We start from the raw sequence: 3,358 nt of genomic DNA on the forward strand, positions 1-3,358 counted from the left end.
CTGCGCCGTCCGACGGCAACCACCGTGTCGGCTGCCAGCACGAAACCTGGCGCGTAGTCGGCTTCGGTCTGCAGCGAGGCGAACGCCTTCTCGGCCTTTTCCCTCGACAGCCGCTTGGCCAGCGAGCGCGGATGCTCGGCACGCAACGGCGTTTCGTCGACATCGGCCGGCAGCACGCGGTCCGGCTCGATGCCGGCCTGCTGCAAGAGCTCGATCCGGCGCGGCGAACCCGAGGCAAGCACCAGCTTCTGCAAAATGCTCATCGCGGACCAGTCGGGCTTTGCTTACTTGAAACGATAGGTGATGCGGCCCTTGGTCAGGTCGTATGGCGTCATCTCGACCAGAACCTTGTCGCCGGTCAGCACGCGGATGCGGTTCTTGCGCATGCGGCCGGCCGTATGGGCGATGATTTCGTGTTCGTTTTCGAGCTTTACCCGGAACATCGCGTTCGGCAACAATTCCGTCACGACACCCGGAAACTCGAGGACTTCTTCCTTCGGCATTCGATACCTTTGCTTGGATGGTAGTTCCAGCACCCTGGCCGGAATTTCGGCGGAACCTATATGATAATCGTCCGCTTGTGAACACGCTTAATCCGTCGCGTTTTTTGCTCCTGGAAGCAGAAAACGTCGGCCTATGCGCACCTTCAGCCGCTCGCGCACGTCGCGATAACTAGCCATGATCTGTTCGCGGGTGCCGCTGGCGTCGGTCGGGTCCGGCGTCGGCCAGTATTCGACCTCGACAGCGAGCGAGCGGGTGAGTTCAAGTGCGGCGTGGTGCGCTTCCGGCGCCAGCGTGACGATGAGGTCGAAATAGTCGTCCTCGAGATCGTCCATCGTCCTTGGGTGACGCCCGCCCAGCGTGAGACCGTCTTCGGCAAGCACCGCATCGACGAATGGATCGCGCTCGCCGGCGCGAACGCCTGCCGAAGCGACAAAGACGGTGGCGGGCAGCATGCGGCGCGCCAGTTGCTCCGCCATGGGCGAGCGCACGGCATTCATGCCGCACAGGAACAGGATCGAACGGGGCAGGGCGCCGGGTGCCAGGGCTAGCCCCGCCAGTGCAGTACGCAGACCAGCGTGAACAGCCGGCGCGCCGTATCGAAGTCGATGTCGATCTTGCCGGACAGCCGGTCCATCAGCGTCTGCGAACCTTCATTGTGCAGGCCGCGGCGGCCCATGTCGATCGCTTCGATGTGGCTCGGCGTCGAGGAACGGATGGCGTCGTAGTAGCTTTCGCAGATCATATAATAGTCCTTGACGATGCGCCTGAGCGGCGTCAGCGACAGGATATGGGTGACGACGGCGGTGCCATCCTCGCGCGCCACGGCAAACACCAGGCGCTGCTCGGCCAGCGACAGTTTCAGCCGGTAAGGGCCGTCGCCGCTGTCACTGACGGGCTGAAAACTGTTCTCCTCGATCAGGTCGAAGATCGCCACCGCGCGTTCATGCTCGACATCGGGTGTCGACCGGCCGATCGATTCATCGAGTTCGACATCGATCAGCCTGGCGCGGGTTTGATCGGGGCCAGACATCGCCGCCTACATGTTCAACCGTATGGCGACGGAGCGTCCATGCGCGTCAAGGCCTTCCGCCTTGGCCAGCGCAATCGCCGCCGGCGCCAAGATCCGCAACTGTTCCGGTCCAAGCTTGAGGATCGACGTGCGCTTGACGAAATCGAGCACCGACAGACCGGACGAGAAGCGCGCCGAGCGCGCCGTAGGCAGCACATGGTTGGAGCCGCCGACATAGTCGCCGATGGCTTCCGGCGTGTGGCGGCCGAGAAAGACCGCACCCGCGTTGCGCATCCGCGACAGGAAGCCCTCGGCGTCGTCGATGGCCAGTTCGACATGTTCGGCGGCGATGCGGTCGACCAGCGGCAGCGCGGCGTCGATGGTCGACACCTGGATCACCGCACCAAAATCACGCCAGCTCGCCGCCGCCGTCTCGGCGCGTGGCAGGCTCTGCAACTGGCGCTCGACGGCTTGTTCGACAGCGATGCCGAAGGCTGGATCGTCGGTGACCAGGATCGATTGCGCCGATGCATCGTGCTCGGCCTGGGCCAGCAGGTCGGCCGCGATCCAGTCCGGATCGTTGCTGCCGTCGGCCACGACGAGCACTTCCGACGGCCCGGCGATCATGTCGATGCCGACGGCGCCGAACACCTGGCGCTTGGCCGCCGCGACATAGGCATTGCCCGGGCCGACGATCTTGGCGACCGGCCTGATCGTTTCGGTGCCGTAGGCAAGGGCGGCGATCGCCTGCGCGCCGCCGACACGGTAGATTTCCGACACGCCTGATATGTCGGCCGCCACCAGCACCAGCGGATTGATGATGCCGCCCGGCGCCGGTACGACCATGACGATGCGCTCGACGCCGGCCACTTTGGCCGGCACGGCGTTCATCAGCACCGAGCTTGGATAGCTCGCCGTGCCGCCCGGCACATAGAGCCCAACCGCCTCGACCGCCGTCCAGCGCCAGCCGAGCTCGACGCCGGCGGCATCCGTATAGCGGTCATCCTTTGGTCGCTGCCGCTCATGATGCGAGCGGATGCGGTCGCGCGCGAATTCCAGCGCCTCGATCGTCTTTGGGTCGGCGGCCTTGTAGGCCTGGGCGATGTCGTCCTTCGAAACGGCAATGCCCAGTCCAGCCAGATCGGCGCGATCGAATTTCCGTGAATAGTCGATCAGCGCCGCGTCGCCCTCGGCGCGCACGCGCGCGATGATGGCGCCCACCGCTGCATCGACGTCGGCGGACACTTCCCGCTTGGTCAACAGGAAGGCGGCGAAACGCTGCTCGAAATCGGCGTCGGACTGACGAAGCGTGATGGCCATCGGACGCTCAGGCCTTGTGGATGGGGCGCGAGGTGGCTTCCCACGCCCCGCCGATGTCGGCAAGGCGGGCCTCGATGCATTCGACGTCGAGCATGATCGCACCGCCGCCCGAGAAGATCAGCTCGACGATGCCGGCCGGCTTGCTGATCTCGATGAAGCTGATCGCCAGCAGCGACAAGACTTCCGCAGGCTTGTCGCGGTCGATGCCGCTGGTCTTGGCGCCGAGCACGCGGTCGAAATGCAGCACGGCCTGCCGTCGCTCATTGTGCTGGCGAAACAGGCCGGATTTTGCTTCCCAGACGAAACGGTTCATGGTCAGCAGGAAACGCTTGGCCGCAGGCAGGAATTCGAGGTCGCTGACTTTCAGCACGGCATCCTGGACATGAGCCGAAACGATGCTCAGGTCCTGGTCGTCTAGCGCGATAAGCTTAAGGCCGGTCATGCGGATTTCGCACCTGAAGGTTGATTGTTCAGCCTTCTGTTAGGCGGTCTTGGCGATCGGTGCAACCGCACCAACAGCTGCAG

At 64.4% G+C, this 3,358-nt stretch carries 6 protein-coding genes; all 6 read right to left on the bottom strand.

What is annotated here, in order from left to right; translation table 11 throughout:
* A partial coding sequence (locus tag EN906_RS27830; protein WP_206529184.1) for a Maf family protein occupies positions 1–263 on the bottom strand: 263 nt, incomplete at its 3' end.
* 21 nt (positions 264–284) lie between these two features.
* A complete protein-coding gene (gene infA / locus EN906_RS27835) occupies positions 285–503 on the bottom strand; it encodes a translation initiation factor IF-1 (protein ID WP_006200926.1) in 219 nt (72 codons plus the stop codon).
* An 87-nt stretch (positions 504–590) separates the two neighbouring features.
* Positions 591–1,061, bottom strand: a complete 471-nt coding sequence (locus tag EN906_RS27840; RefSeq protein WP_127272356.1) for a low molecular weight phosphatase family protein — start codon at positions 1,059–1,061, stop codon at positions 591–593.
* Positions 1,049–1,534 (bottom strand): UPF0262 family protein, encoded by a 486-nt coding sequence (locus EN906_RS27845; RefSeq protein WP_127271901.1) that lies wholly within the window; start codon positions 1,532–1,534, stop codon positions 1,049–1,051. Before EN906_RS27845 ends, EN906_RS27840 begins: the two co-directional genes overlap by 13 nt.
* A 6-nt stretch (positions 1,535–1,540) precedes the next feature.
* The gene (hisD, locus tag EN906_RS27850) at positions 1,541–2,833 is read right to left on the bottom strand and encodes a histidinol dehydrogenase (RefSeq protein ID WP_127272355.1); all 1,293 of its coding nucleotides are present in this window, start codon (positions 2,831–2,833) and stop codon (positions 1,541–1,543) included.
* A 7-nt stretch (positions 2,834–2,840) separates the two neighbouring features.
* Positions 2,841–3,275, bottom strand: coding sequence for a DUF2948 family protein (locus tag EN906_RS27855; RefSeq protein WP_127268680.1), 435 nt, complete (start codon positions 3,273–3,275; stop codon positions 2,841–2,843).
* Positions 3,276–3,358 lie beyond the last annotated feature (83 nt).

Source organism: Mesorhizobium sp. M7A.F.Ca.CA.004.06.1.1 (genome assembly GCF_003999135.1).
In the GTDB taxonomy this organism is placed as follows: Bacteria; Pseudomonadota; Alphaproteobacteria; order Rhizobiales; family Rhizobiaceae; genus Mesorhizobium.

Bases quoted from the DNA above. Each gene is read 5' to 3' on its own strand.
- infA (WP_006200926.1), bottom strand. From the start codon at position 503: ATGCCGAAGGAAGAAGTCCTCGAGTTTCCGGGTGTCGTGACGGAATTG.
- EN906_RS27845 (WP_127271901.1), bottom strand. From the start codon at position 1,534: ATGTCTGGCCCCGATCAAACCCGCGCCAGGCTGATCGATGTCGAACTC.
- hisD (WP_127272355.1), bottom strand. From the start codon at position 2,833: ATGGCCATCACGCTTCGTCAGTCCGACGCCGATTTCGAGCAGCGTTTC.
- EN906_RS27855 (WP_127268680.1), bottom strand. From the start codon at position 3,275: ATGACCGGCCTTAAGCTTATCGCGCTAGACGACCAGGACCTGAGCATC.